The sequence below is a fragment of the Streptomyces sp. NPDC087270 genome, from assembly GCF_044744625.1.
Classification (GTDB): Bacteria; Actinomycetota; Actinomycetes; order Streptomycetales; family Streptomycetaceae; genus Actinacidiphila.
In genome coordinates this window covers 51,364-75,528 of record NZ_JBIUYR010000006.1, presented here as the reverse complement: position 1 = coordinate 75,528, position 24,165 = coordinate 51,364, and the positions used below count along the sequence as shown (strand labels likewise).

The window sequence follows — 24,165 nt, the reverse complement described above, 5'->3', positions numbered from 1 at the left end:
GCCGAACCGCCGCCGAACCGCCGCCGAACCGCCGCGCGGAGCACCCGCGCCGAACTACCGCACCGCGCGCGCCAACCGGGTCGCCGCCTCGGCCCGCGGCCTGCTGCCGTCCCGCCAACTGCGCACCGGGTGGACGGAGTTGGTGAGCAGCACCAGGAAGGAGTCGGTCGCCGGGTCCAGCACCAGGCTGGTTCCGGTGAACCCGCTGTGCCCGATGGCGCCGCGCCCGGCCAACTCCCCCATGAACCACGGCTGATCGCGCTCGAAGCCGAGCGCCGCGCCACGGCCACCGTCAGAGCCGCCACCGTCAGAGCCGCCACGGTCGGAGCTGTCACCGTCGGCGCCGCCCTCACCGTCGGAGCCGTCGCCCTCGGCGTCACCGCCGAGCAGCAGCCGCACCCCCGCGGCCGACAGCAGCGTGTCCGACGTGCCCGCGGCGGCGTCGAGGATCGCGCGGCAGAACAGCGCCAGGTCCCACCCCGTGGAGAAGAGCCCGGCGTGCCCGGCGACCCCGCCCATCGCGTAAGCGTTCTCGTCGTGGACGGTGCCGTGCACCATGCCCCGGTCGAGCTTGCCCCACGGCCTGCGCTGGTCCTCGGTGGCGGCGATCCGGGGCAGCCAGGAGGCGGGCGGGTTGTAGCGGGTGTCGGCCATCCCCAGCGGCATGGTGACGTGGTCGGCGATCAGCCGGTCCACGGTGCGGCCGGTGGCGCGTTCGAGCACGGTCTGGAGCAGCAGCAGGTTCAGGTCGGAGTAGGTGCGGCCGCTGCCCGGCGGTGCGAGCGGGAGTTCGGCGGCGAGCCGGGCGGCGCGGGCGGCCGCGTCGGGCTCGTCGTAGAGCGGCAGTTCCGGCCGCAGCCCGGAGGTGTGGGTGAGCAGGTGCCGCAGCGTGATGCCGTGCGCGGCGGCGGCCGTCAGCTCGGGCGCGTACGAGGCGACCGGCGCGTCCAGGCGCAGCGTGCCGCGCGCGATCTGCTGGACGGCGACGACGGCCGTGAACAGCTTGGTGACCGACGCGAGGTCGAAGACGGTGTCGGGCCGGGCGGGCACCCACTGCTCGCGCGGCAGCTCCACCCCGCGGTCGGCGTGCTCGTCGTACGCCGCGTAGCGGACCGCCCAGCCGACCGCCTCGTGCAGCGCCACGGTGCGGCCGCGCCCGGCCACGACGACGGCGCCCGCGCACCAGGGGTGCGGGCGGTCGGCGTCGGGGCCGGGCTCCAGCCAGGAGGTCAGCTCGGGGACGATCCGGTGCAACTCGTCGGTGTCGAGGTCGGCCTCACGGCAGGAACCTCTCGACAGCGGCGGGGCCATGTTCCTCCAGTGCCTTGCGGGCCTGCTCGATCAGTTCCGGGGTGCAGTCCCGGCCGGAGGCCATCACCAGGTCCTCCGGGTCCACGGAGTGCTCCGACCCCGTGTGCAGTGAGCTGTCGGCTGTCTTGAACGCCCAGGTCTTCTCCGGATCGTCGGACATCGCAACCTCCCGAGGGTCTACGGTCCCTCCACCGTACGCCGACCGCGCAGGCAGAGCCCGACGAAGCAGGCCACGGCGACCAGCACGCAGCCGAGCTGCGTGACGGCCATCGGGACCGCGGTGCCGTCGCCCGCCACGCCCGACAGCGGGGACAGGACGGCGCCCACCAGGAAGGAGGAGGTGCCGAGCAGCGCGGAGGCGGCGCCCGCGTGCCGGCGGGTGCGCAGCAGCGCGCTGGTGTTCGCGGTGGGCATCACCAGGCCCATCGACGCCATCAGCACGAACAGCGCGGCCGCGATCTCGGGCAGCGTGGCCCGGCCGAGGACGCCGGTGGTCAGCAGCACGAGCGCGGTGGAGGCGAGCGTGATCAGGGCGAGCCCGACGCCGAGCACCTTGTTCATCTCCACCCGGCCCATCAGCACCTTGCCGTTGAACTGGCCGACGGCCACCAGGCCGACGGAGTTGAGGCCGAAGAGCAGCCCGTAGGTCTGCGGGGACGCGCCGTAGATGTCCTGGACGACGAACGACGACGCGGACACGTAGGTGAACAGCGCCGCGAAGGCGAAGCTGGCCGCGAGGACGTAGCCGGTGAAGACCCGGTCCGCGACCAGCCCGCGGATCGAGCCGAAGGTGGAGGTCAGCCCGCCGGCGTGGCGGCCCTCGGGCGGCAGCGACTCCTGCAGGCGGCGCCAGCACACCAGGGTGAGCAGGGTGCCGACCACCGCGCAGAGCACGAAGATGCCGCGCCAGTCGGTCAGCCGCAGGACCTGGCCGCCGATCGCCGGGGCGATGATCGGGGCCACCCCGGAGATGAGCTGGAGGTTGGAGAAGAACCTGGCCATCGCCAGGCCGTCGTACATGTCGCGGACCACCGCGCGGGATATCACGATGCCCGCGGAGCCGGCCAGCCCCTGGATCAGCCGGAAGGCGATCAGCAGCGCGACCGTGGGGGCGAACGCGCAGGCCACGGTGGCCAGCACGTAGATGACCATGCCGGTCAGCAGCGGGGCGCGCCGGCCCCAGCGGTCGCTGAGCGGGCCGACCACGAGCTGCCCGAGCGCCATGCCGGCCAGGCAAGCGGTCACCGAGATCTGCGCGGTCGCGGACGACGCGTGCAGGGCCTGCGAGACCCGCGGCAGCGCGGGCAGGTACATGTCCATCGACAGCGGCGGCAGCGCGGTGAGGCCGCCGAGGGCGAGGGTGACGACGAAGCCGGCGCGGGCCTGCGCCGGGCGGGGACCGCGAGGGCCGCCGCTATGGGGAGCGGGGATCGGGGTCGAGGTCGGGGAAGGGGCGGGGGTGGGGGCGGGGGTTGCGGTGAACTGGGCGGGGGTATCCGGCCCGGCGTCCTGCACGGCGGCACTCTCCATCGGAAGTCGTTGAAGCGTTGCCTATCCTTTCAGTCTGCGGGGAGCACGGAGCACGAATATCCGGGGACCGAGATGTGAGGTCCGCAACGAGCGAGGGCGTACGGACGATGAGCGAGCACACGACCGGCAGGATTCGCTGGGGCATCCTGGCCACCGGCGGGATAGCCGCCAGCTTCACGAAGGCCCTGCTGTCGCTGCCGGAGGACGCCGAGGTGGTCGCGGTCGGCTCGCGCAGCACCGAGAGCGCGAAGGCGTTCGCGGAGCGGTACGGCATCCCGCGCGCGTACGGCACCTGGGCCGAACTCGCCGCGGACGAGGAGGTGGACGTGGTGTACGTGGCCACGCCGCACTCCGCGCACCGGGCCGCCGCCGGGCTGTGCCTGGAGGCCGGGAAGGCGGTGCTGTGCGAGAAGGCGTTCACCATCAACTCCCGCGAGGCGCGGGAGCTGGTGGGGATCGCCCGCGAGCGCGACCTGTTCCTGATGGAAGCGATGTGGACGTACTGCAACCCGCTGATCCTGCATCTGCTGGCGCTGGTACAGGAGGGTGTGATCGGTGAAGTGCGGCACATCAGCGCGCACTTCGGGTTCTTCAACGACTTCCCGCCCGAGCACCGGATGCGCGATCCCGAGCTGGGCGGGGGCGCGCTGCTCGATCTGGGGGTCTATCCGGTGTCCTTCGCGCAGCTCTTCCTCGGGGAACCCGACACGGTCGAGGCGTGGGCGCAGTTGACGCCCGAGCGGGTGGACGCGGCGACCGGGATCGTGCTCGGCTGGAACGGTGGGGCCGTCGCCACGTTGAGCTGCGGGTTCACCGCGGATATCGGGGCGCCGGCGGCGATCGCCGGGACCGGGGGGCGGATCGAGATTCCCGACGGGTTCTTCAACGCGGATCGGTTTACCGTGCATCGGGAGGGGCTCGCGCCGCAGACGGTGCGGCTGGCCGACATCAGCGATGACCACGACCGCGGGAGCATGCGGCACGAGGCCGCGGAGGTCATGAGGGCGCTGCGCGCCGGCGAGACCGAGTCGCCTCTCGTCCCGCTCGACGGCTCCCTCTCGATCATGGGGACGCTGGACCGCATCCGCGAGCGCATCGACGTCCGCTACCCGGGGGTGGACTGACCCGCCCGGCCGCCTTGTCCGGTCGGCTGAGGGGCCACCTCCCGGTGGGGGGGGTTACGCGCGCGGTTCTCCCCCAGAGCTTCGCCTGGGTGGGGGTGCCCCTGAGATAGGTCCTCCGCGGCGGGAGGGTCACGCTCAGCCGTCGCGGCGGTCCTCCGCATCGGGGGCCGGGGGGAGGTCCAGGTCGAGGCGGACCGCGCGGGTGGTGAAGCCCTGGCGCTCGTAGAAGCGGCGGCCCGCCTCGTTGGCGGCGTACGCGTTGACCTCGGCGCGGACGGCGCCGCGCCGGCGGGCCCAGCCGAAGAAGTCCGCGGTGAGCCGGGCGCCGGTGCCGCCGCCGCGGTGCTCGGGCGCGACGTAGAGCGCGCGCAGCGTGGCGCTGCGGATCGGCAGCACCCCGACCGGCTCCGCGAGAACCCCGAGCAGGTAGCCGACGACGGCGCCGGCCCCGTCGTCGGCCACCAGCAGCAGGCAGGACGGGTCCGCGAGGGTCGCCGCGAACGACTCCTTGCCGTGCCGCAGCGTCCACAGCGGCTCCACCCGGGGGTCGCGGACCGCGGCGTCCTCCGTCAGCAGCGCCACGCTGCACGTGACAATGCCCTCGATGTCCTCTGAAGTGGCGGTACGCACGTGTACGGAGTCGTTCATACCGCAGAGGCTACGGTGTCCCGCGCCGAGCGGCCGTACCGTGCGTACCGCGCGTCAGACCGGTGGGCGTCAGGCGACCGGCGGGGTGGGCCGGGTCGCGGTCACGCCGATCTGGCCCTTGAGCATGCGGCCGCCGTCACCGGTCAGCCGCAGGTAGTAGTCCGAGGAGCAGGCCGTGCCGTCCTCGTCGAGGGCCCACAGACCGGACCCGGAGGGCACCATGGACGCGTTCTCGGCGGTCTTCGCGATCTGGTTGCCCTCGCCGTACTCGTCGAACATCGAGATGTAGATGCCCTGCACCCCCGCCCGGCACATGTTGTAGAACTGCCGCCACATGAAGTCGCCGTGCGCGCGCTGCCGCGCCGAGACGTCGCCGGGCAGCACGCACGGCTGGTAGTCGACGCCGTTCGCGTTGCAGTCCGCCTGGTCGGGCACCGTGTAGGTGGTGTACGCGTTGTCCGAGTCACCCGCGTTGCCGATCGCGCCGACCATCCAGGGCGAGATCATGTTGAGCGCGTGGTAGACGCCGGAGTACCCGGCCCGCGAGCCGCCGGTGCCGGTGCGCCACTCGCGCGGCACCCCGCCGATGACGTAACAGCCCTGACCCTTGAACCAGTTGATGACGTCCAGGCAGGCGTCGGCGCTGAACGGGTGGTTGTCGTCGTTGAAGCCGAACCCCCAGATGCACACCACCGGCTTGCCGTTCTGCCGGGCGTACGCCGAACTCGCGGTGTGCGCCTTCATCTTGTTGGTCCAGTCGTCCTTGATCTCCGACTGCATGTTCGTCCAGCCGGAGACGTCGTACATGACGTAGAACTTGACGCCCTTGGACTCGGCGGAGTTACGCACCTTCTGCGCCATCGCGTCGCGGGTCGGGCCCTCGCTGCTGTTGGGGTTGAAGCGCTGGAGGGCGGCGGCGTCGCAGCCGTAGGTCTTCATCCACGCGAAGTGGGTGTCGACGGTCTGCTGGTCGTAGGAGGAGAAGAGGGTGGCGGCCCCGCCTCCGTTGAGGTTCGCGTACCCGGTCTGGTACCCCTTGGCGTACTCGCGCATGTCCGGCCACGCCTTGATGGCGTTGTTGGACGTGGAGGGCGCCTGGCCCCAGTTCTGGCTCCAGTGCCACCAGCCGTTGATCGGCGCGCCGTCCCCGGCGCACGCGAACCAGCCCTGGTAGCCCACGGTGATCTTGCCGACGACGTCGCCGGCGCCGCTGGCCGCGGGCCGTACGGCCGCCGGCTCGGTCGTGGCCGCACCCGCGGTCCCCGCGCCCAGCCCGACGGCCGCGATCCCCGCGGCGGCCGAACCGCCGGCGACGGTGGTGAGGAACGTACGACGTGACACACCCATGTCGATGACTCCGATGTTCAGTGGTTGAACTCAGGCCCCATGGCAGGACATACCGTGTGTGTCGCGGCTCGCCGGTGTGTTTCCGCGAGGTTTGCGCATGCTTGCGGTGGGGGTTGGCGTGCAGTCTCGCCACTCACGCCACGCTGAGCACTGTTGGGTAATGCGGTTGCCCGAACACCGGGGATTCAACTGCTGAACCAAACATCCCGTCAAGGGTCCAGACCAGATCCGGAGTTCCGTGCCCTTTGCCCGAATCGACGGGGATTCATGGGGTGTTGAGCGCTCCCTCCGGAGATGAAAGATCGGATGACCGGGTTCGGAGTCCGACGGCCGACCGTGCCCGCCCGGCCTCCCGGCCTCCCGGTCACGCGGTCACGCGGTCACGCGGTCACGCGGTCACGCGGTCACGCGGTCAACGGCTGATGGTCGCCGAGCAGCACCGGCAGCGCCGGGTGCCGGGTGATGTCCTCGATGCTCATGTACAGCGGGGTCAGCGCGATGTCGGTGCCCGGCAGCAGGATCGGCGGCCGGATCGGCAGCGACCCGAACCGCTGCCACAGCGCCGAGCTGGACTCGGAGGACGCCTCGCAGTACACCCCGAGCCCGTTCCGGTACAGGTGCAGCATCATCGCCCCGGCCAGCCGGACGAAGGCGCCCGGGCTGCTGCTGCCGGGGCGTACCGCGGCGAGCGCGCCGTGGACGTGCGGCGGCAGGTCGGTCGGGTAGTGCGCGTCGAGCAGGTCGATCAGCTGCCGGCAGCGGCCGGCCGCGGGACCGGTCACCGCGGTGATCGCCGCCTCGAACGCCTCCTGGTCCGCGGCAGTGATGGGCTCGCGCTCGGAGGGCTCCCAGACCAGAGTGGCGTCGCGGCCGGGCGACATCAGCGCGGTGCCCTCGTGGTCGAGCATGAAGCGGACCCAGGCGTGCATGAACCCTTTCACGTACGCGTCCCGTCCGGGCAGCTCGTGCGGGACCATCCAACCGATCACCGGGTCCTCGTGGAACGCCGAGGTGAGGATGTCGGCCACCTCGTCGACGTCCTCGGTCGGCTCCAACTCGAATGTCACGGTGTCGTCTCCTGTCGTTCGTCGGGGGAAGTGCCGGGCGTACGGGGGATGCCGGGCGTGCGGGGGATGCCGGGCGTACGGGGGATGCCGTCGTCGGAGCCGGAGCCGCGGTGGGCGGCGAGGAAGGCGGCCACCGCGGGTCCGGTCGCCTCCTCGTCGGTGCGCCAGCTGCACACCGACAGCCGTACGGCGCCGCGCCCCTTCCACTGAGTGGGCGTCACCCAGCAGGTGCCCTCGGAGTTGAGCCGCTCCACCACCCGGTTGGTGTGCGCGTCGTCGCCGATCCGCAGCAGCACCTGGTTGAGCCGGACCGGCGCCAGGAGGTCGATGCCGGGTTCCGCGGCGAGCCGGACGGCGAGGCGGCAGGCGGCGGCGCAGTTGCGGTCGACCAGGTCCGCGATGCCCTGCCGGCCGAGGTGGTGCAGCACCGCCCACAGCGTCAGCGAACGGGCCCGCTGGGACATCTCCACCCGGTAGTTCATCGGGTCGCGGCCGGTGCGTTCGGTGCTGTGGATGTAGTCGGCGTGGATGCCGACGGCCTGGTGGAAGGGCTCGGGCCGGGCGCAGAACGCCAGCCCGCTGTCGTAGGGGGTGTTGAGCCACTTGTGGCCGTCGCAGGACCAGGAGTCGGCCAGGTCGGCGCCGTCCAGCAGCCGCCGGCGGCGCGGCGTGGCCGCGGCCCACAGCCCGAACGCGCCGTCGAGGTGCAGCCAGCCGCCGTACGCGTGGGTGACCTCGGCGACGGCCCGCAGCGGGTCGACCGAGCCGCAGTTGATCGACCCGACCTGGCCGCACACGATCAGCCCGCCGGGCGCCGCCGCGGCCAGCTCGCGCAGGTGGGGCACCGCCATCCGCCCCTCGTCGTCGGCCTCCACGTAGCGGATCGCGCCGCCCAGGCCCAGCAGCCGCAGGCACCGCAGCACCGAGATGTGGGTCTCCTTGCCGACCAGTACGGTCAGCGGCGGCGCGGCGGACATGCCCTGCTCGTTGACCGTCCAGCCGGCCCGCCGGAGTTGGTGCTCGCGGGCCGCGGCCAGGCAGACCAGGTTGGCGGTGGTGCAGCCGGAGGTCAGCCCCATCACGGTGCCGTCCGGCAGCCCGAGCAGCTCCACCAGCCAGCGCTCGCAGACCTCTTCGGCGACCGCGGACAGGGGGCTGAGGTCGTGGAAGACGTCGCACTGGTCCCACACGCTGGTCAGCCAGTCCGCGGCGACGCCGACCGGCAGCGCGCCGCCGACCGCGTAGCCGAAGCTGCGGGCCGCGCCGGAGGCCAGCGCCCCGGCCTCGCCTGCCGCGATCAGCCGCTGCACGGTGGCCTGTTCGGAGTGGCCGGCGATCGGCAGCGGGCCGCCGAGCAGGTCGGCCAGCCGGCCGGGGTCGTGGGCGCGCACCGGGCGGTCGGCGGACAGATACGTCTCCGCGTAGCCGGCGACTTCGGCGAGCACACCGCGGGGCTCCTGGCCGGGCTCGTGGCCGGACGGGTTCCTCGGCCTGGCGAACGGGTGGGCCGTCACCGCCTGCTGTCCTCTCACGTCTTACGCCCTCTCTGCCGTCTCGCGTACTGCGCCCTGAACAGTAAGGCGGCTGTTTCCGACCCGCCCACCAGGGAAGTGTCATTCATTCCAACGAGGTACAGCGTGTGCCGATCCGGTGATAACCCGGTGGAGTCCGGCACCGTGCCCGTATGCGGAACGGCGGGAATATCCGGGCCGCAACAATGCACCCGTAGGGGCAATTATGCGGTGCCGCATAATTGCCCCGAACGCCGGTCCGATGTCACGGGAGCGCCCAATCCGCGGACGAATCCAGGCAGTTGGACCCGTTCGGGTGATGTCGCCGCGACGGGTTGCGCAGGTGGTGCGGTTGGCTGCTTCACTTGGTGGCATCCGGTCGGTTCCGAGCAGAACCAGCACCGGTTCTTCCGAGCACGCATTCGACCACCGAGCCACGCCGAGCAGTGCCGATCACCGCCAGATTCCGTTACCGGTCCGGGTGAATACCGTTCACCGGACGCCGACAAAGTCGATCCGCCGACCGAATTCCGCTCCGCCGGCCCGAATTCCCGTACCCGCGGAGCCACTTCCGTCCGATCCGTCGGCGACAACGCCGGCACCGGTCGGCACCTCTGTCGAGAAATCGCGTCGCGGGCGCTTCGCCACGCCGCCGGGCGCGCGAATCCTCCGGCCGCCGGGCCGTCGACAACGCGGCGCGGATCACCGGAAATCCGCGCCGTTTCCCCGTCTTCGAAGGAGAGCACTCCAGTTGGAAACAGAACCCATTGCCGTCGTCGGCGTCGGCTGCACCCTGCCCGGAAGCGTGCACACCCTGGAGGAGGCCCGGGCGGTCTTCGAGGAGGGCCGCGACTGCGTCCGCGAGGTCCCGCCGGAACGCTGGGACGTCGATGCGCTCTACGACGCGGACCCGCTCAGCCCCGGCCACACCTACGTCCGGCACGGCGGCTTCGTCGACGACATCGACCGGTTCGACGCCGCCTTCTTCGGCATCTCCGACGTGGAGGCCGTGCACATGGACCCGCAGCAGCGGATGCTGCTGCAGACCGTGTGGCACGCCCTGGAGAACGCCGGGCAGAACCCCGACGAGCTCTCCGGCAGCAACACCGGCGTCTTCATGGCGCTGATGTCCTACGACTACTCCACGATGAAGAACCGCGGCGGCCTGGAGACCATCAGCGCCTACGAGGCGATGGACACCGACAGCATCTCCGCGGGCCGGGTCGCGCACTTCCTCGGCCTGCGCGGCCCGTGCCTGACCGTGGACACCGCCTGTTCCGGCTCGCTGGTCGCGCTGCACCTGGCCCGGCAGTCCATCCTCACCGGCGAGTGCGACTCCGCGATCGTGGCCGGCGCCAACGCGATCCTCGTGCCCAACGTGCACATCTCCTTCTCCAAGCTCGGCCTGTTCTCCCGGGCCGGCCAGTGCCGCACCTTCGACGCCGACGCCGACGGGTACGTCCGCAGCGAGGGCTGCGTGGCGGTGCTGCTCAAGCGGCAGTCGCTCGCCGAGGAGCACGGCGACCCGATCCTGGCCAGCGTGGTGGGCACCGCGCTCAACCACACCGGCCATACCCGCACCCTCACCACGCCCGACGGCAGCAGCCAGCAGCGGGTGATCCGGGCCGCGCTGACCGGGGCCGGCGTGCAGCCCACCCAGGTGGACTACGTGGAGGCGCACGGCACAGGTACCCCGGTCGGCGACCCCATCGAGATGGACGCCATCCTGCGCACCTACGGCGCCGCCCGCCCCGCCGACCAGCCGCTCTACGTCAGCTCAGGCAAGAGCAACGTCGGGCACATCGAGGCCGGCGCCGGCCTGCTCGGGGTGGTCAGGGCCGCACTGTCGCTGGACCGCGAGACGATCTACCCGAGCCTGCACCTGAACCGGCTGCACCCGAAGATCGACCTGGCCGGCAGCCCCGTGCAGATCCCCGCCGAACCGGTGAGCTGGCCGCGCCGCGACACCCCCCGGATGGCCGCGGTCAACTCCTTCGGCTACAGCGGCACCAACGCCCACGCGCTGCTGCGCGAGGCGCCCCGGCCCCGGCCGGCCGATCCGCAGCCGCCGGCCGCCGCGCCGTCGCGTACCGACGAACTGCTGGTGCTCTCGGCGAAGTCGGCCGACAGCCTGCAGGAACTCGCCGGTCGCTGGGCGGACTTCCTGTCTCGCACCAAGCAACAGGATCTTCCCGCAGCGGTGTTCACCGCCGCCGCCGGACGTGCCGCGCTGCGGCACCGGATCGCGGTGACCGGCCGCGGCGGCAGCCAGCTCGCCAACAGCCTGCGCCAGTGGCAGACCGGCCGCGCCTCGGCCGCCGTCTCCAGCGGACACCCGCGCGGCACCGCCGAGGTCGCCTTCGTCTTCTCCGGCCAGGGCACCCAGTACCCCGGGATGGCCCGCGAACTGTACGAGCGGGAGCCGGCGTTCGCCGACGCGATCGACCGCTGCGCCGCGGCGATGGACGGCACCCTCGAAGTGCCCCTGCGCGACGTGCTGTTCGGCGACGCGGGTGAGGGCGCGGAGGGAGCCAAGGCGGCCGCGGGAGCGAAGAGCGCCGCGGGAGCGAAGGGCGCCGCGGGAGCGAAGGGCGCCGCGGGAGCGAAGGGCGCCGCGGGAGCGAAGGGCGCCGAGAAGGCCGAGGGCGTCGCCGCCCCCGACATCCACGACACCCGCTTCGCCCAGCCCGCGCTGTTCGCCGTCGAGTACGCCCTCGCCGAGCTGCTGCGCTCCTGGGGCGTGCGCCCCTCCGCGGTGACCGGGCACAGCATCGGCGAGCTGGTCGCGGCCTGCGTCGGCGGCCTGCTGACGCTGGAGGACGCGGCCCGCTTCAGCGTGCAGCGCGGCCGGGTGATGGCCGAACTGCCCCGCGAGGGAAGGATGCTGGCGGTCAGCGCCGACCCGGACACGGTCGCCGGCTGGCTCGCCGGGCGGGAGGAGCGGGTCGCGCTCGCCGCGGTCAACGGACCGCGCGGCGTGGTCGTCTCCGGCGCGGCCGACGCCGTCGAGGAGATCGCCGAACTCGCCGCGAAGGCCCGGGTGGACACCGCGTGGCTGCACACCTCGCACGCCTTCCACTCCCCGCTGATGGACCCCGCGCTTCCCGAACTGCACAAGCACGCGGCCGAGTTGCGGCCGAACCGACCCGAGTGCGCGGTGATCTCCGGTGCCACCGGCCGCCCGCTCACCGGCGAGGAGGGCCCGGAGTACTGGACCACCCAAGCCCGCGAGACCGTGCGCTGCCACGACGCGGTGCGCACCGCCGTCGACTCCGGCTGCACCCTCGTGGTGGAGATCGGGCCGCACGCCGCGCTGGCCTCGCACATCGCCGAGGCGTTCGCCGACCGCGGGGTGACCGTCATCCCGACCCTCGACCGCGACCGGCAGGACGTACGGCGCGTACTGACCGCCGCCGGCGCCCTGTTCACCGCGGGCGCCGACCTCGCCGTGTCCCGGCTCTACCGCGGTGACCGCTACCGGCGCACCTCGGCCGCGCCGCAGTACCCCTTCCGCAAGGACCGCTACTGGTGGGGCGACCCGTCCGCGCCGACCGAGAACGCCGCCGGTGCGGCCGCCGCCATCGCCCCGGCCCCGCCGGTGACCGTGAGCGCGCCGGCCCCGACCGCCGCCGCGACCACCCCGACCACCGCGACCACCGCCGCGCCGGCGCCCGCCACCGCGATCCCCGCGCAGCGCCCCGAAGCGAGCATCCACGACCACCGCCTCACCGCCGCCGCGCCCTGGTCCGACCACCGGGTGCACGGCGCGACCGTCTTCCCCGCCACCGGCTACCTCGACCTGGCCGTCCGCGCGCTCACCGAGGCGGGTGGCGCGGCCAACGGACAGGGTCGCGGCCGACTCGCCCTCAGCGACGTGGAGTTCAACCGCCCGCTGGTGCTCCCACCGGGCGTGCCGACCACCGCCCGGGTCACCCTGACCGCGCCGGAGCCGGGCGGTGAGCGCCGCTTCACCGTCACCGGCAGCAGCTCGGGCAGCAACTGGTCCGAGCACTGCCACGGCACCATCGCACCGGCCCCGCACTCCGAGCGGGCCGGACGGCTGCCGGACGCGCTGCGCGCCGAGGCACCCCACGAGCTGCGCCCCGCCCAGCTCTACGGCACGCTGCGCGACGGCGGTCTCGAACACGGCTTCCACTTCGCCACCGTGCGCGAGCTGCGGCTGGCCGACCCCGGCCGCGAGGAGGCCCTCGGCCGGATCACCTCCGCGCCCGACGGCGCGCCCGCCGAGCCGCACCCGTACCGGCTCGCCACCGTGCTCGACGGCGCGCTCCAGCTCGCCGCCGCCCTCTTCCTCACCCCCGCGGGAGCGTCCGCCCCGACCGCGGGAGACGGCGCGGAGACCGGCGGCACGGAGCCCGCCAACTCCCTGCTGGCGGGCGGCTACATCCCGGTCGCGCTGCGCCGGCTCACCCTGGCCGGGCCGCTGCCCGGCGAGGTCTGGGCGCATGTGCGGCGCCGCCCGCACGACGCGCGGACCGGCTTCGTGGTCGACCTGCGGCTGACCGACGCCGAGGGCCGGATCGTCGCCGACCTCGAAGGCGTCGAGTTCCGGCACGCCGGCGCGCTGGCCGGCGACGACCTGCCCGACCCCGGCGAGAGCGCCGGCAACGGCCCGGGGCGCAACCGCCGGGAACTGCTGGAGGCGCTCGCACCGCTCGGCCCCGAGGACCGCAAACAGACGGTGATCGCATGGCTCGCCAAGGAGGTCAGGGAGACGCTGGGCAAGGCGTCCGCCGAGATGGACTCGGTCGCCGACGGCATCGACCCGTCCCTCGCGCTGCTGGAGATCGGCCTGGACTCCCTCCGGGTCACCGCGCTCCAGCGCCGTATCCAGGAGAAGTTGGAGTTCCGCTACAAGGCGATGGAAGCCCTCGACTACCAGACCATCGACGGGCTCGCGGACTTCCTCCTCGACCGGGTGCTGGCCCTGGAACCGGCCGCCACGCCCGCCTGATCCCCCGTGCCCGTACGCAGCCGTACCCGGCGCGCCCCAGCGCCCAGAACCCGCGAAAACCTCCCGGAGGAATGAGCCGGACCATGCTGGATTCCACGTACGTCACGGACTACATCGACAGCCACCTCGAACAACGCCAGGTCAACAAGATCCAGCACGGCTTCCCGTCGCCGCGCTACTGGACCGAACCCACCATCGCCGCCGACGAGATCAGCGAGGACCGCCGCAAGCTGCGGGAGGCCGGCCAGGCGTCCGACCTGTTCCTGTACATCGGCGTGCCGTACTGCATCAAGACCGACCCGGGGAAGTGCGGCTACTGCCTGTTCCCGGTCGAGGAGTTCAAGGGCAACGACGCCCTGGAGGACTACTACGGCTACGTCGAGCGGGAAGCGGAGCTGTACCGGGACCGGTTGACCGGCGCCCGGCTCGGCTCCGCGTACTTCGGCGGCGGTACCTCCAACCTGTACCGCCCGGCGCACTACCTGAAGATCATGGAGCTGGTGAACCGGCTCTTCCCGGACATCGCCGAGGGCGCCGACCTCACCCTCGAAGGCATCCCGCAGCTCTTCACCCGCGACAAGATGCAGGCCATCCGCGACTCCGGGATGAACCGGATCAGCATGGGCGTCCAGCAGGTCAACGAGCGGCTGAACAGCCTCAGCGGCCGCAAGCAGACCACCCGGCACGTCGTCCAGAGCCTGGACTGGGCAAGGGAGTTCGGCCTCGCCGCCAATGTCGACGTGATCTTCGGCTGGCCGCAGCAGACCGTCGAGACCATGCTGGAGGACCTCAAGACCCTCGTCTCCTGGGACGTCTACGACATCACCCACTACGAGCTGAACGTCGGCGGCCCCACCGACTTCGCGCTCAACCGCTTCCACGAACTGCCCAGCACCCTCAGCAACCTGGAGATGTACCGGGTCGGCCGGGACTACCTGCTCGACCAGGGCTACGAGCAGCACGGCGCGTACAGCTTCCGCAAGCCCGGCGACCCGACCAGCCGGGACTTCCGCGAGGGCTACCGGCCCCACCTCCACGACGTCGCCGACGCGGTGGGCCTCGGCTACGCGGCCATCTCGTTCTTCGGCGCCGCCACCCTCGGCCCGGGCCGCTCCTGGTCGTACATCAACCAGCGCAACCTGTCGCTGTACAAGGCCGCGGTCGACGAGGGCCGGCTGCCGGTGGAACGCGCCTTCCGCTACGAGTCCGACGACTGGGTGCTGGCCACCGTCTTCCGGCACCTGCTCGGCATGGAACTGGACCGGACCGGGCTGCGCGCCGCGATGGGCGTCGACGTGTACGAGGAGTTCGCCACCGTCTGGGACGGGCTCGCCTCGCGCGGCCTGGCCGAGATCACCCCGGAGAAGATCACCCTGGTCGGCGACGGCCCGTTCTACACCCCGATGGTCTCCACGCTGCTCGCCGAGGAGCGGTACCGCGCGCTGCGCGAGCGGGAGGTCGACAACAAGAAGGCGAAGCTCGTGATGGCCGGGGAGGGGGCCGGCAGTGGCCGATGACCTGCCGCTGAGCGGGCGCAAGTGCGTGATCACCGGCGGCGCGCGAGGGATCGGCGCCGCGGTGGTCCGGCTCGCGCTGGCGCAGGGCGCCCACGTGGTCTTCGGCTACCACTCCAGCGCCGCTGCCGCCGCCGAACTGTCCGACGAGATGAGCGCCGCCTACCCCGACCAGCAGTGCACCGCGCTGCCGGGCCGGGTCGGCGACACCGCGGACGCGAGCCGGTTCGCCGCGGACGCGCTGCGCGCGCTCGACGGGGAGGTGGACGTCCTCGTCAACAACGCGGGCGTCACCCACGACGTCAGCTTCGCCCGGATGCGCCGCGAGCAGTGGGACGAGGTGGTGGAGACCAACCTCGGCAGCATGTTCAACGTGACCCGGCCGCTGGTGATGCCGCTGGTACGGCGCCGGCGCGGCACCGTCGTCAACGTCACCTCCGCCTCCGGTATCCACGGCGCGCCGGGCCAGACCGCGTACTCCGCCTCCAAGTCCGGGGTGATCGGCTTCACCAAGGCGCTGGCGAAGGAGGTCGGCGGTCTCGGGGTGACGGTGAACGCGGTCGCGCCCGGCTTCATCGCCACCGACATGACGGCCGCGATGCCCGAGCCGCAGCTCGAACGCGTCAAGAGCCTCATCCCTACACGGGAGTTCGGCTCGGCTGAGGACGTCGCCGCGCTGGTGTGCTTCCTCGCGTCGGACCGGGCGCGCTACATCACCGGGCAGGTCATCGAGATGTCCGGCGGCCTCACCCTCTGATCCGCCCCCGGTGGCCTTCCCCGCCCGCCCGGGCCTCCCGCTCCCCCTGCACCTCGTTTCCCCCGCCTTCCCCTCCCACTTCCCCGCCCCTACGACCCACCTCCGAGGAGAGAACCCATGGCCTCCACGTTCGACACCTTCAAAGACCTCATCGGCGACGTCACGGACGACTACAAGAAAGCCGTCGACGAGTTCCTCGACCGGGACGACGACGATGACGACGACGACCGCGGCAACCGGAAGTCCAGGAACAAGCGGAAGAGCGGCGGTGCCGATCTGTCGGCCCTGGCGAAGCTGCCCGGGCTGGCCGGGCTCCCGCTGGGAACCGTGCAGGCCCTGGTGGATGCCGGCCCCGCCGCCCCGGCCCTGGCCGGCCTGATCTCGGGCGCCGCGAACCCGCTCGCCGCACTCGGCGGAGGAGCGGGAGCCGCCAACCCGCTCGCCGCACTCGCCGGAGGAGCGGGAGCCGCCAACCCGCTCGCCGCACTCGCCGGAGGAGCAGGCGCCGCCAACCCGCTCGCCGCACTCGCCGGGGGCGCGGGAGCCGCCAACCCGCTGGCCGCACTGGCGGGTGGCGGGCTGCCGGGTCTGGACGCCCTCGGCAGCATCGCCGGGGCCGCCGGCAGCACCGCGAACCTCGCGGAGACCCTGCTGTCGCTCCCGGGCCAGATCGCCAAACTCACCGAGGCGGTCACCAAGTTGCTGGACGTGCTCCCGGGCGCGGCCACGGTCACCGGTGCCCGTAAGGGCTGACGTCCCACCCGACCCCCACCCGACCCCCACCGGGCGCCCGATCAGGCTCCCGACAGGGCCCCGACCAGTCGGGTTGCCCCCGTGCGACTCCCCCGCGCCCCTGCCCGTACGGCTCCTGCCGCCTCCTCCGCTTCCGCGCGAGGACGGCGACCGCCGAGGGGCGCGGGGAACCCCACCACCACCCGGAAGGCGAGGCGCGACCGTATGGCGGGTGCCATCCGCAACCGTCTTCGTACGGTGACAGGGGTGCTGGGCGCCCTGCTGGTGAACGAGACCCGCAAGGCGACCCGCGAGCACCCGGACGCCGAGCGGCGGCGGGCCGTGGCGGTGCGGGATGCGCTGGAGCAACTCGGCCCGTTCTACATCAAGTTGGGCCAGATGATGGCCACCCGGCCGGATCTGGCGCGGCCGGCGCTGGCCGCCGAGTTGGAGCACCTGCACGACAAGGTGGAGGCGCTGCCGTTCTACCTGCTGGAGCCGGTGCTGGAGCAGGACCTCGGCCCGGACTGGAAGCTGCGCTTCGACGACCTCGACACCGTCACGCCGCTCGGCACCGCCTCGATCGCGCAGGTGCACCGGGCGACGCTGTCGGACGGGCGGCCCGCGGTGGTGAAGATCCAGCGCCCCGGCATCCGGGATTCGGTGGCCGCCGACATGGCGCTGATGCGCAGGGCCGCGCGGCTGCTCGGCCGGGCCGCGCCGCGGTTCAGCGCCGTGATGGACCTCGACGCGATGCTCGGCAGCCTCTTCGACGCGATGGAGCCCGAACTCGACTTCACCGGCGAGGCCGCGAACATGGACCGGGCCAGGGACGCGATCGGCTCGTACCGCACCTTGAGAGTGCCGGAGGTGCTGCACGCCACGCCCCGGGTGCTGGTGCAGTCGCTCGCCGACGGCGAATCGATCCGGCACGTCGACCGTGACGCGATCCCGGCCCGGCGGCGCGAGGAGATCTGCAAGGACCTGCTGCGGTTCATGTACCGGGGCTACTTCGTCGACCGCTTCTTCCACGCCGACCCGCACCCCGGCAACGTCTTCGTCTCCACGGACGGCCGGGCCACCCTGATCGACTGGGGCATGGTCGGCCGGATCGACAAGCGCACCAGCATGCACCTGGCGCTGGTGCTGATGGCCATGGCCCGCAACGACGGCTACAGCCTGGCGAACGCCTGGACCGCGATGGGCCACGCCACGCCGTGGGCCGATCTGACCGGCTTCGCCTCGGACATGGCCGCCCTCACCCCGCGGCTGTCCGGCGCCAGCCTCGACCAGCTGAACTTCGGCGGGGCGCTCACCTCCGTACTGGAGAAGGCGTCCCGGCGCGGCATCGCCTCCGCTCCCTCCACCTCGCTGCTCGGCAAGTCCTTCGGCAACCTCGAAGGCTCCGTCCGCCACCTCTACCCGGGCATCGTGGTGGGCGAGGTGTTCAAGACGGAGGTCAACGGCATCCTGCGGCACATGCTCGCTGAGTACGCCTCCCCGCAGCAACTGGCCGCCAACTTGACCGAGTTGCTGCTGGGCAGCACCGCCGCGCTCGAACAGTGGCGCGCGGTCGCCAACGACGGAGCCAACCGCGACCTCACCGTCCGCATGCTCGGCACCCGCCTGCCCCGCGCCCGCGGCGGCGGGCGCTCTCCCTCCGCCCAGACCGTCGTCACCCTCACCGCCGCCGCCTACCTGCTGGGCCGCCGCCGTACCGGACCCCGCTGAACTCCCGCTGACCGCCTGCCGGATGCCGCCTGCTGGATGCCGGATGACGTGCCCTACGCCCTCGGCAGCCGGTGCTTCACCTGGAGCGCGCGGACCCGGGCGCGCAGCGCGTCGGCCTCCTCGGCCGCCCCCTGCTGGCGGCGCAGGTCGGCCAGCGCGGTGAGCGTCGCGGTCTCCTCGGCGGGTGCCTGGATGCGCTCGGCGATGGCGAGGCTGTCCTGGAGGTGCCGTCCGGCCTGCGCGAGCCGGCCGACCCGGTGCTCGGCGATGCCGAGGTCCCTGAGCGTCTCGGCCTCCTCGTGGACCGCGCCGATCTCGCGCGCGACGGCGAGCGCGGCCGTGTGGTGGCCGATCGACTCGTGGAACTGCCCGACCGCTTGCAGGGTCCGGCCGACTCCGTGCAGGGCGATGGCCTCATTCCGCCGGTCGCCCACGCTGCGCAGCACGGGCAGCACCTCCTGGTACAGCGCGAGGGCCTCGTCCGGTTTCCCGGCGGTCAGCAGCGCGCCCGCCAGGTTCATCTGGAGCGTGGCGCAGTCCACCCGGCTGCCGACGTGGCGGGCGAGCCCGAGCGCCTGGCGGTAGGCGGTGTCGGCCTGGTCGAGGTCGCCGAGCTTGGCGTGGGTCTCCCCGAGGTTGTTCAGGGTGCGCCACTCGCCGCGCCGGTCGCGCACCTCCCGGAACTTCCCCAGCGTGTCGAGGAAGACCTCCAGCGCCCGCTCGGGGTCGCCCGTCACCAGTAACAGCGTGCCCAGCATGTTGAGGCTGCGGGCCTGTTGCAGCGCGGGGCCGTCCGCGCGCAGCACGAGGGCGGCGTGGTGGCAGTCGACGGCCTGCGCGTACTGCCCGCCGGCCCACAGGGCGATGCCGAGCTGGTGCAGGGCCTCCGCCTCGATCTCCGGGTCGGCGACCGCCCGGGCCTCGTCGAGCGCGGTGCGCGCGGCGGCGCTCCCCTCGTCGTACTGGCCGCGGTGGATGGACACCGCGGCCAGGTCGAGCAGCGCGCACGCGTACCCGGTCCGGTCGTCGGTGTCCCGCCAGTACGCGACCGCCGCGCGCAGCACGGCGTCGGCGGTCGTCAGGTATCCCTCGGTGTCCAGGAAGCCGGCGAGGACGTGCGCGAGGAGGGCGGTGTCGCGGGCCGACCGGTGCGCGCCGGACCAGGCCAGCACGGCCAGCAGGTTGGGGCCTTCGGTGAGGAGCCAGCGGCTCGGGTCGCCCCGGGTGCCCCAGGGCGCGGGGGCGGGCAGCGAGGTGGCGACCTCGACACGGCAGCGGAACGGGTACACCTGGCGGTCGGCCAGGTCCGCCATGGCCAGGTAGAAGTCGACGAGCCGTTCGACGGCCGCCCGCGTCTCCTCGGGCCCGTCCTCGGCGGCGGCCAGGCCCTGGGCGTAGTCGCGCAGCAGGTCGTGCAACCGGTAGCGGTACGGAGTGGGTTCCTGGAGCAGGTGGCAGCCGAGCAGGCCCTCCAGGGCGCGGTCGGTGTCCTCGACGGACAGCCCGCTGAGGGCGGCGGCCGCGTGCGGACCCACCTCGGGGCCCAGGTGCGTGCCCAGCCGCCGGAAGACCATCCGCTGCAGCGGCGTCAGCGGGCGGTAGGACACCTCGAACGCGCGGGCCAGTTCGCGGCGGCCGTCGCGGATCTGGGGGACGCGGCTGCCGGCGCGGGTCAGGGAGTCCACGAGTTCCGCCGCGCTCCAGGCCGGGCGGGACAGGAAGCGGCTCGCCACGAGTTCGATCGCCAGCGGCAGGAACCCGCACAGCCGGACGATCTGCGCGGTCGCGTCGGCGGTCGGCGCCCGCTCGGCCCCGACCCGGTGCCGGAACATGCTGACCGCGTCGCGCAGCGGCATGACGTCGAGGGTCACCGGCCGCACTCCGGGGATCTCGGTGAGCCGGCGCCGGCTGGTGAGGATGACCAGCGACGGCGACGCCCACGGCAGCAGCGGCCGCACCTGGTCGGCGTCGGCGACGTTGTCGAGGACCAGGATCAGCCGGCGGTTCGCCATCGCGGTGTGCCATGCCGACCTCAGCGCGTCGACGTGCTGCGGGATGCTCGCGACCGGGACGCCGGACAGGTGCAGCAGGTCGGTCAGCGCGTCCGCGACCGGCATCGCGCCGGCCTCCGCGCCGCCGCGCAGGTCCAGGAAGACGCAGCCGTCGGGATAGCCGTCGCTCAACTGGTGGGCGACTTGGACCGCGAGGGAGGTCTTGCCGACGCCCGGCATGCCGTCCACCGCTTCGAGCGAGACCACCGCGGCCGTGCCGTGCGGGGTGTGGATGCCGGCGGACAACCGGCTTATCTCGGCCGCGCGGCCGACCAGTTCGATGTCGTGGGGCAGGTTGTCGGTGCGGTCGGGTTCCGGCGCGGGGGGAGGTTCGGCCGGCGCTCCCGGCGCGGGTGGCAGCAGGTCGGCGACCGGGACCCTGCTGAGGATGCCCTGCTGCACGGCCTGTAACCGGGCGCCGGGGGCGGTGCCGAACTCCCTCACCAGCCGGCTCAGGAAGTGGTGCAGCGCGTCGGCCGCCTCCACCGCGCGGCCGGTGTCGTACAGCGCGACGGCGAGCAGTTCCACCAGCGTCTCGTTGGTCGGGTGCGCCTCGGCCAGGGACGCCAGGCGCGGGGCCAGGTCCTGGTAGTGGCCCAGCCGCAGGGCGACGCCCGCCTGGAGCGTGGCCGCGTCCACCTCCTTCCCGTCCATCGCGGCGCGGATGCCCGCCGCCCATGTGCCGGGCAGGCCCGCCAGGGGTTCGCCGCGCCTGAGCCCTTGGGCCTGCCGGAGCAGGTGCAGCGCCTCCTGTCCGTCACCGCGCCGGGCGACCGCGTGCGCCTGGTCGACCAGTCCCACGTACCGGTGCAGGTCGACGGCCGCCCGGTCGGCCTGGAGGACGTAGGTGTGGGTACGGCGCTCCAGCGCGGGAGCGGCCGGTCCCGCGACGTCGTGCAGCGCCCGGCGGATACGGGAGACGTAGGCGTACAGCGCATCGCGGGGTTTGGCCGGGGGGTTGTCGTCCCAGACCCGGTCGACGAGCCGGTCCACGCTGACGGCGCTGCCCACGTCCCAGGCGAGGGCGGCCAGCACGGTCCGTTCCTTGGTCGACCCGAGGGCGGTCCAGCGTTCCCCGGCACGCAGTTCCACCGGCCCCAGTACGCGTATCTGGAACTCCATCAGTGTCTCCCACCGGACGGTTCCGCTGTACGGGCCGGCCCGCCGCCGACCGGGCCGGCGGACACCCGCACACCGCGACTCAAACGGGCTGTCCTGCCGGACCGAGAAGCCCCCATACCGCCATCGCAGGGTATTCCTTGAAGGGACACCGCGGAACGGGACGTCCGATGCGGGCGTCCCGCGGGCCGCGAGGGGCCGTTGTCGGCGAGGGGCGGGGAAGAATGCGGGACGAGGGTGTGGCCGAGGCTCTGTTATCGGCCAAGTTTTCCGATACCACCGGGCATGGCTCGGCCGCCTGGCAGGAACTCGCGCGACTGGTGGACGACGCGGCCGCGGACGACCCGGTCCTCGCCGCGGCATGGCACGACCTGCAAGCGGACCCCGTCGGCACCGGCGCCGCCGCCGTGTCGGCGACTCTACGCGGCCACGCCGCCGTTCTCGCCGCGTGCGCGGCGCGCAACGGCCCGCTGCTGGACCGGATTCGGCAGTGGATGGCGCGGTTTCCCGCGGCGGGCGGGGGCGTCGACATGGTCGCGAACACTTTGGGCGGCAACGCGCAAGTGCACGGCCCGGTCGTCCAGGCGCGGGACATCACCGGCGGAATCCACGTCCACCAGATGCCGCGGCCGGCCGCGCCGGAACGTCCCATCCCGCGTCAACTCCTCCCCGTCCCCGCGCACTTCACCGACCGGCAGCGGGACCTGCGGGCACTGGACGAGCTGCGCGACGGACGGGAGCCGGGCGTGGCCCAGGTGATCGTGGTCAGCGGCCAGGCCGGCGTCGGCAAGACCGCGCTGGTCTCCCGGTGGCTCGGCTCCCGCACGGCGGAGTTCCCCGACGGCCAGCTCTACGTGGCGCTGCGCGACGGCTCGCCCGGTGACCCGGCGAGCGCGGCGGAGGTGCTCGGGTACCTGCTGCGCGCCTTCGGCGAGACGGTCGAGCCGACCGGCCTCGCCGAGCGCGCGGCCCTGTGGCGCTCGGTCACCGCGGCCCGCCGGTTCGCCGTCATGGTGGACAACGCGCTGACCGCCGCGGACGTGCGCGCCCTGCTGCCCAGCGCGCCCGGCAGCCTCGTCCTGGCCACCAGCCGGCACCGGCTGACCGGCCTGGCCGTGGACGGGGCGGGGTTCTGCCGGCTCGACGTGCTCGGCCCGCGGGCGGCGGAGGAGTTGTTCGCCCGGGGCGCCGGGCGCGCCCGCGCCGAGCGCGAGCCGACGGCGGTGCGGGAGGTCGTCGCGCTGTGCGCCGGGCTCCCGTTGGCGATACGGCTCGCGGCAGCAAGGCTGGCCGCGCGCCCGGACCAGCCGGTGGCGTCGCTGCGCGACGCGCTGACCGCGGGCGCGGGGCTGCTGGGCGAACTACGAGCGGAGGGCACCGACACCGTGCAGACCGTCCTGGACGCGTCCTACCGGGCGCTGCGAGCGGACGCCGCCCACCTCTACCGCTGCCTGGGCCTGCTGCCCGCCACCCGGTTCGATCCGGCGCTGGCGGCCGCCGCGGCAGGGCTCTCCGACGCCGAGGCCGAGCGGCTGATCGAGGTGCTGGTCGAGGCGAACCTGCTGGAACCGGCGGGGGCCGGCCTGTGCCACTTCCACTCCCTGGTGCGGCTGCACGCCGCCCAGCGCGCGGAGGCGGAGGAGACCGCGCCGGCCCGCGAGGACACGCTGCGCCGCTACGTCGACTGGTGCCTGGCCATGGCCACGTCCGCCGAGGAGCTGCTCTCCCCCAGCCACCGCACCCTCCCGCGCGACTACCGCTTCCCGCCCCGGGCGGGTAGGGCGTTCGCCGACGAGAGCGCGGCCCTGGCCTGGCTGGAGACGCACCGCGAGGCCCTCACACCCGCGGTGCGGCTGGCGGCCCGCCACCAGTGGCACGCCGCCGCGTGGCAACTCGCCGACGCGCTGTGGCCGATGTTCCTGCGGCTGCGGCTGTACGACTCGTGGATATCCGCCCACGAGACCGGGCTCGACTCGGCGCGTCTGGACGGTGACACCGCGGGACAGGCGCGCATGCTCACCTCGGGAGGCATCGGGCTGCGCAGCGCCGGCCGTTACGACGAGGCGGCCCGGTGGTTCTCCCAGGCCCTCGACCTCGCCCGCGCCGAGGGCAACCTCCGCGACGAGGCGCAGGCCCTGAGCGGGCTCGGCAGCTCCTACCGGGGCGCGGGACAACCGGACCGCGCCGCGGCGGCGTACGAACGGGCCCTCGAACTGCGGGAGTCAGTGGGCTACCGCCGCGGCGCCGCGCTGTCCCGGCTGCGCCTGGGCGAACTCGCCCTGGAGCAGGACGACTTCGAGGGCGCCGCCGAGCGCCTGGGCCGGGCCCATCGGGAGTTGGCGGCGGGACACGACCCCTACGACGCGGCCCGGGCCCGTGCGCTCTTCGGGTTCGCCCTGTCCCGAGCCGGCCGCCGCGAGGACGGCGACCGGGAACTGCGGCTCGCCCTGTCCGAGTTCGAGGCGACCGGGTCCGACTACTGGCAGGCCAGAACCCTGGAGATGCTGGGGCGGCTCGCCGAGCAGGACGGTGACCTGGCCGCCGCGCGGCGGCAGTACGAGGACGCGCTGCGGATCTACGCCGCTGTCAGCCCGGTCGATTCCGAGCGCGCGGAAGGGCGCCTTCGGGATCTGCCGCCGCCCGAAGACGCCTCGTCCTGACGCGGGTTCGGGTTCGCGCAGGTAGGTGCGGTTACTGATCAATGGAGTTCGGTGCGGGTCGGTGGGAGCGCCCGCCGGTCGGGGCGGC

14 protein-coding genes and 1 pseudogene are annotated in these 24,165 nt (G+C 73.2%); 7 read left to right on the top strand and 8 right to left on the bottom strand.

The window, feature by feature from the left end; genetic code table 11:
- Positions 1–54: 54 nt before the first annotated feature.
- The 3 genes from ACIPAE_RS13830 to ACIPAE_RS13820 are packed head-to-tail and all read right to left on the bottom strand — an operon-like array spanning position 55 to position 2,841.
- The gene (locus ACIPAE_RS13830; RefSeq protein WP_402445126.1) at positions 55–1,311 is read right to left on the bottom strand and encodes a serine hydrolase domain-containing protein; all 1,257 of its coding nucleotides are present in this window, start codon (positions 1,309–1,311) and stop codon (positions 55–57) included.
- Positions 1,277–1,471 (bottom strand): hypothetical protein, encoded by a 195-nt coding sequence (locus ACIPAE_RS13825; protein WP_328463400.1) that lies wholly within the window; start codon positions 1,469–1,471, stop codon positions 1,277–1,279. The genes ACIPAE_RS13830 and ACIPAE_RS13825 overlap by 35 nt, the downstream gene beginning before the upstream one ends.
- 17 nt (positions 1,472–1,488) lie before the next feature.
- On the bottom strand, positions 1,489–2,841 hold the full coding sequence (locus ACIPAE_RS13820; RefSeq protein ID WP_402445123.1) for a multidrug effflux MFS transporter: 1,353 nt from the start codon (positions 2,839–2,841) through the stop codon (positions 1,489–1,491).
- 107 nt (positions 2,842–2,948) lie between these two features.
- Here ACIPAE_RS13820 and ACIPAE_RS13815 point away from each other — a divergent pair, with 107 nt between their 5' ends.
- Entirely contained in the window at positions 2,949–3,965 is a 1,017-nt protein-coding gene (locus ACIPAE_RS13815; protein ID WP_366411037.1) for a Gfo/Idh/MocA family oxidoreductase, read from the top strand.
- A gap of 135 nt (positions 3,966–4,100) precedes the next feature.
- On the opposite strand, the gene ACIPAE_RS13810 is transcribed toward ACIPAE_RS13815, so the two are convergent.
- The 4 genes and pseudogenes from ACIPAE_RS13810 to ACIPAE_RS13795 form a co-directional block, all read right to left on the bottom strand.
- Positions 4,101–4,613 (bottom strand): GNAT family N-acetyltransferase, encoded by a 513-nt coding sequence (locus ACIPAE_RS13810; RefSeq protein WP_329370012.1) that lies wholly within the window; start codon positions 4,611–4,613, stop codon positions 4,101–4,103.
- 75 nt (positions 4,614–4,688) lie between these two features.
- A pseudogene (locus tag ACIPAE_RS13805) lies at positions 4,689–5,960 on the bottom strand (glycoside hydrolase family 71/99-like protein); the annotation flags it as partial.
- A gap of 404 nt (positions 5,961–6,364) precedes the next feature.
- Positions 6,365–7,027: a hypothetical protein gene (locus ACIPAE_RS13800; RefSeq protein WP_402445121.1), complete on the bottom strand. Its 663-nt coding sequence runs from the start codon at positions 7,025–7,027 to the stop codon at positions 6,365–6,367.
- Complete coding sequence (locus ACIPAE_RS13795; RefSeq protein WP_402445119.1) at positions 7,024–8,559, bottom strand: pyridoxal phosphate-dependent decarboxylase family protein; 1,536 nt, start codon at positions 8,557–8,559, stop codon at positions 7,024–7,026. Before ACIPAE_RS13795 ends, ACIPAE_RS13800 begins: the two co-directional genes overlap by 4 nt.
- A gap of 730 nt (positions 8,560–9,289) precedes the next feature.
- On the opposite strand from ACIPAE_RS13795, the gene ACIPAE_RS13790 reads away from it, so the two are divergent.
- From ACIPAE_RS13790 to ACIPAE_RS13770, 5 genes are all read left to right on the top strand, one after another.
- The gene (locus ACIPAE_RS13790) at positions 9,290–13,513 is read left to right on the top strand and encodes a type I polyketide synthase (protein ID WP_402445117.1); all 4,224 of its coding nucleotides are present in this window, start codon (positions 9,290–9,292) and stop codon (positions 13,511–13,513) included.
- An 83-nt stretch (positions 13,514–13,596) separates the two neighbouring features.
- A complete protein-coding gene (locus tag ACIPAE_RS13785; protein WP_402445115.1) occupies positions 13,597–15,030 on the top strand; it encodes a coproporphyrinogen-III oxidase family protein in 1,434 nt (477 codons plus the stop codon).
- A complete protein-coding gene (gene fabG / locus ACIPAE_RS13780; protein ID WP_329370004.1) occupies positions 15,020–15,784 on the top strand; it encodes a 3-oxoacyl-ACP reductase FabG in 765 nt (254 codons plus the stop codon). Before ACIPAE_RS13785 ends, fabG begins: the two co-directional genes overlap by 11 nt.
- Before the next feature lie 117 nt (positions 15,785–15,901).
- Positions 15,902–16,537: a hypothetical protein gene (locus tag ACIPAE_RS13775; RefSeq protein WP_402445113.1), complete on the top strand. Its 636-nt coding sequence runs from the start codon at positions 15,902–15,904 to the stop codon at positions 16,535–16,537.
- A gap of 204 nt (positions 16,538–16,741) precedes the next feature.
- Positions 16,742–18,247, top strand: coding sequence for an ABC1 kinase family protein (locus ACIPAE_RS13770; protein WP_402445112.1), 1,506 nt, complete (start codon positions 16,742–16,744; stop codon positions 18,245–18,247).
- A gap of 53 nt (positions 18,248–18,300) precedes the next feature.
- On the opposite strand, the gene ACIPAE_RS13765 is transcribed toward ACIPAE_RS13770, so the two are convergent.
- On the bottom strand, positions 18,301–21,420 hold the full coding sequence (locus tag ACIPAE_RS13765) for an AfsR/SARP family transcriptional regulator (protein WP_402445110.1): 3,120 nt from the start codon (positions 21,418–21,420) through the stop codon (positions 18,301–18,303).
- A 221-nt stretch (positions 21,421–21,641) separates the two neighbouring features.
- Between ACIPAE_RS13765 and ACIPAE_RS13760 the strand changes: the two genes are divergently transcribed.
- Positions 21,642–24,077 carry a tetratricopeptide repeat protein gene (locus tag ACIPAE_RS13760; protein ID WP_402445108.1) on the top strand — a complete coding sequence of 812 codons (2,436 nt, stop codon included), beginning with the start codon at positions 21,642–21,644 and terminating at the stop codon, positions 24,075–24,077.
- Positions 24,078–24,165: the final 88 nt, after the last annotated feature.

What these genes read in the sequence shown, in the direction of transcription:
- ACIPAE_RS13830 (WP_402445126.1), bottom strand. Translation starts at nt 1,311, where the DNA reads ATGGCCCCGCCGCTGTCGAGAGGTTCCTGCCGTGAGGCCGACCTCGAC.
- ACIPAE_RS13825 (WP_328463400.1), bottom strand. Translation starts at nt 1,471, where the DNA reads ATGTCCGACGATCCGGAGAAGACCTGGGCGTTCAAGACAGCCGACAGC.
- ACIPAE_RS13820 (WP_402445123.1), bottom strand. Translation starts at nt 2,841, where the DNA reads ATGGAGAGTGCCGCCGTGCAGGACGCCGGGCCGGATACCCCCGCCCAG.
- ACIPAE_RS13815 (WP_366411037.1), top strand. Translation starts at nt 2,949, where the DNA reads ATGAGCGAGCACACGACCGGCAGGATTCGCTGGGGCATCCTGGCCACC.
- ACIPAE_RS13810 (WP_329370012.1), bottom strand. Translation starts at nt 4,613, where the DNA reads ATGAACGACTCCGTACACGTGCGTACCGCCACTTCAGAGGACATCGAG.
- ACIPAE_RS13785 (WP_402445115.1), top strand. Translation starts at nt 13,597, where the DNA reads ATGCTGGATTCCACGTACGTCACGGACTACATCGACAGCCACCTCGAA.
- ACIPAE_RS13775 (WP_402445113.1), top strand. Translation starts at nt 15,902, where the DNA reads ATGGCCTCCACGTTCGACACCTTCAAAGACCTCATCGGCGACGTCACG.
- ACIPAE_RS13770 (WP_402445112.1), top strand. Translation starts at nt 16,742, where the DNA reads ATGGCGGGTGCCATCCGCAACCGTCTTCGTACGGTGACAGGGGTGCTG.
- ACIPAE_RS13765 (WP_402445110.1), bottom strand. Translation starts at nt 21,420, where the DNA reads ATGGAGTTCCAGATACGCGTACTGGGGCCGGTGGAACTGCGTGCCGGG.
- ACIPAE_RS13760 (WP_402445108.1), top strand. Translation starts at nt 21,642, where the DNA reads ATGCGGGACGAGGGTGTGGCCGAGGCTCTGTTATCGGCCAAGTTTTCC.